Raw genomic sequence first — 3,427 nt, forward strand, 5'->3', positions numbered from 1 at the left:
CTGCATGTACTTCGCCACCGAGTCGGTGGTGTGGACGGGCGGCCGGGCCTTCTACGATCCGGCCGGCCGGCGGCGCGTACCGGCGCGCGCGCATCTGGTCACCGCCGAGCAGTTCTCCGACATCGCGGCCCAGGAGATGTACCGGGCCCCGGGCGCCGACCTGGATCTGACCGAGGTGCTGGAGCGAGGCCGGTCGGTGCTCGGGCCCGGACGGTACGAGACGCTGTTGTGTCCGGGGAGTGTGGACGGCTCGCCCGCGCTCACCTTCACCGCTCCGTGGAGTGTGCACGACGTCGCGTGGAACAAGCCGTCCGCCGCCTACGTCAGGCACCTGGCCGCCGGGCTCGTGGAGGCAGGCGCCTGGGACGTGGCCGACATCGCCGTCTACCTGGCGAGCTGCCCGGGCGCCGCGGGCGAGTGGAGTCCGCAGGACATCGCGGACCTGATCGCCGACCCGAGCGCGCCCTGACGTCAACAGGGCTGGGCCTGCTGACCGTTCAGACGGTACGGCGCTTCAGCGCCCAGAAGGCGGCGGCGACCGCGAGCGCGGTCAGCGCGAGAAGGATGCCCGTCTCGGTCAGCTGGCGGGGCCAGTAGTCGTCGGACGGCAGGTAGCGGCGGGTGAAGCCGACCACGTCGTGGTTGGCGAGGCAGCGCAGGTTGTCGTAGCACTCCGGGTCGGCGATCCGGGCGCCGGACCTGGTGATCGCCCTGCTGTGGACGGAGAGTTCGGGCACCCCGTAGGTGTGCTGGAACGGCCAGGTGCCACTGCGGACGGCCGTGATCGCGTACTGCACCACGCCTGCGGCGACCATGGCCGGCACCGTGCGGCGCAGCAGGAGGCCGCAGAGCGCGCCGACGGCCAGGGAGAGCAGCGGTACGGCGACGGTGGCGAGGCCGACGGAGAAGTACAGCCGGCGGGGCGGGAAGCCGGCGAGCAGCAGATTGCTGTGGGCTGACCAGACGAGCCGGTACAGGCCGACCAGTACGGCCGTGGTCAGGACGACGACGACGGCGGGGACGGCGAGTTTGGCGGCGAGCCAGCGGGCCGGGGATATGGACTGCGACCAGGCGAGTTTGTGGGTGCCGCTCTCCAGCTCGCGGGCGATCAGCGGTCCTGCCGCGAACAGCGCGAGGGCGAACGACGCGAGAGCCATCAGCGTGGCCGGGTCGTAGAAGAGGTCGTTGTACGTGCCGGAGAGGACGGTGCTGAACGCCCCGCCGCTCCAGGCGTCCTCCTGCACCCCGGCGTAGCCGAACCGGTCGAAGGCCTTCTGCGTGCCGCTCGCCCCCGGCCCGCACAGCCAGAGCAGCAGCCCCGCGGTGACGATCGCGTACCCGGCCCAGATCCACAACGCGCTGCGGTGCAGGCGCAGTTCCGACCTGAGCAGCGCGCGCCGCGAAGGGCGGCCCGCGGGGCGGTCTTCCCGCGTGGTGGGGACGGTGGCGGCGGGTGCGGTCATGTGAGGAGTCCTTGTGAGGGGCGGTTGTCGGTGGTCCCGGCTGCGGCGTGCTCGCCGGCGTGCTCGCTCGGATCCGGCGCGCTCATGTCCGGGGTGAGGAACGCCGGTGCGTCCGGGTTGCGGAGGTGGGCCACGAGCAGCTCGTCCAGCGTCGGTCGCGCGGAGTCCCAGGTGTCGGCGAGCGGTCCACACGGGCGGATCAGCGCGGTGCGGCCACGGCCGGTGGTGCGTGACTCGACCACCGTGTGCGGAGCCAGGCCGGTGTCCCGGCCGGTGACCACGGCGTGTGCGGCGAGCAGCGCGTCGACCGAACCGCCCAGGTGGGCCCTGCCGTTGCCGAGGAGCAGCAAGTGGTCGCAGGCGTCGTCGAGTTCGGCGACTATGTGGGACGAGAGCAGGATGCTGGTGCCGTGTTCGGCCGCGTCGGACAGCAGCAGCCCCATCAACTCCCGCCGGGCGAGCGGGTCGAGGTCGGCCATCGGTTCGTCCAGCAGCAGCAGGTCGGGCCGCTTGCCCAGGGCGAGCGCGAGGGCCACCCTCGTGCGCTCCCCACCGGACAGGTCGCGGACTTTGCGCTTGGGGTCGAGGCCGCCCCGCTCGACGATCCCGGCCGCGTACGCCGCGTCCCAGCGGGCGGCGTTGAGGTCGGCGCCCAGCGCGAGGGTGTCGGCGACGGAGAGATACGCGTAGAGCGGCTGGTGCTGGTCCAGATAGCCGACCCGGCCGCGGTGCGTGCCGGGGGTGGCGCCGAGGACCGTGACGCTGCCGCCGGTGGGCCGGGCGAGACCGGCGGCGATCCGCAGGAGGGTGGACTTCCCCGCGCCGTTGAGGCCGACCAGCGCGCAGACGCTGCCCACGGGGACGCGGAAGGAGCAGCCCTCCAGGGCGCGGGTGGCGCGGCGGCCACGGCCGTAGCTCACGGCGAGACCGTCCGCCTCGATCACGGCCGGAGCGCCGCTGGTGATACTCACTGCTCCCCCTTCGGGAGATGTTCGGCCGGGGAGTTTTCCGCCGGGGAGTGTTCGGCTGGGGAGTGTTCGGCCGGGAAATGCTGGTCCAGTACTGCCGTCAGGAGCGCGGCCGCGCCCTCGCGGTCGACGCCGGCCGCCAGGGCCCGGCGGGCCCAGTCGTCCAGTGCCGCCCGTAAGGCCGACTCGGCGCCGGTGTCGCCGAGCGTGGCGAGTATGAAGGTGCCCACGCCCCGCCGCGCCTCGACCAGGCCGGCGCGTTCCAGCTCGCGGTACGCCTTCAGCACGGTGTTCGGGTTGATGGCCGTGGCCTCGACGACCTCGCGCGCGGTGGGGAGTTTGTCCCCGGGTTCGAGGAGTCCCAGCCGCAGTGCCTGCTCGGTCTGCTGGACGATCTGGAGGTACGCGGGGACGCCGCTGCGCCGGTCGATGCGGTACTCAAGTCGTTGCTCGGCCACCGGCGAGGGCCCCTTTCACTAATTGACTAGTGAAAGTTCGCACAGCGGGAGCGACACCGTCAAGCCCGGGGCGGCGGCTCGGCCCAGAAGATCGGCGACGGCTCGTTCCGAGAGACCGTCGGTGTCCGGGACAATTGCCTTTCGGGTGTGGGCGGGTGGGGAGAGGTGTGGCCATATGAGTCGTCGTTCCAGCGGCCTGGTGGGGGTCTGGGCCGAGGCGCAGCGACAGCAGCAGCGGCAGCAGGAGGCGCGGATACGCTCCGCCACCCAGCAGCAGCGGGAGTACGAGCGGCAGCAGCGGGCGTACGCGCGGGACGCGGCGCGGGCCAACCGGGAGCAGCAGGCGGAGTACCGGCGGCAGCGGGAGGCGGAGGCGCAGCGCCGTACGGCCGAACTGGACGCACGCGTGGCCGCGTTGGAGGGGCTGCTGGTCGCGGGCTGCCGGGCGCCTGCCTTCCGTACGTCGGCGCTGTCGCGCGCGGCCGACGTCGAGCCTTTCGCACCGGGCCAGTTGGCGTTCCCCGTACCCATGCCGGAC

Annotated in this window: 4 protein-coding genes and 1 pseudogene; 2 read left to right on the plus strand and 3 right to left on the minus strand. The window is 72.8% G+C overall.

Annotation, left to right across the window (positions count from 1 at the left end):
• A partial coding sequence (locus HY68_RS12965) for a histone deacetylase (protein ID WP_041988312.1) occupies positions 1-469 on the plus strand: 469 nt, incomplete at its 5' end.
• 28 nt (positions 470-497) lie between these two features.
• On the opposite strand, the gene HY68_RS12970 is transcribed toward HY68_RS12965, so the two are convergent.
• The 3 genes from HY68_RS12970 to HY68_RS12980 are packed head-to-tail and all read right to left on the minus strand — an operon-like array spanning position 498 to position 2,889.
• A complete protein-coding gene (locus HY68_RS12970) occupies positions 498-1,463 on the minus strand; it encodes an ABC transporter permease subunit (RefSeq protein WP_041988315.1) in 966 nt (321 codons plus the stop codon).
• The gene (locus tag HY68_RS12975; RefSeq protein ID WP_041988318.1) at positions 1,460-2,434 is read right to left on the minus strand and encodes an ABC transporter ATP-binding protein; all 975 of its coding nucleotides are present in this window, start codon (positions 2,432-2,434) and stop codon (positions 1,460-1,462) included. Before HY68_RS12975 ends, HY68_RS12970 begins: the two co-directional genes overlap by 4 nt.
• On the minus strand, positions 2,431-2,889 hold the full coding sequence (locus HY68_RS12980; protein WP_041988320.1) for a GntR family transcriptional regulator: 459 nt from the start codon (positions 2,887-2,889) through the stop codon (positions 2,431-2,433). The genes HY68_RS12975 and HY68_RS12980 overlap by 4 nt, the downstream gene beginning before the upstream one ends.
• A gap of 175 nt (positions 2,890-3,064) precedes the next feature.
• On the opposite strand from HY68_RS12980, the pseudogene HY68_RS43700 reads away from it, so the two are divergent.
• Positions 3,065-3,427, plus strand: a pseudogene (locus HY68_RS43700) (restriction endonuclease); the annotation flags it as partial.

The organism is Streptomyces sp. AcH 505 (assembly GCF_000818175.1).
Classification (GTDB): Bacteria; Actinomycetota; Actinomycetes; order Streptomycetales; family Streptomycetaceae; genus Streptomyces.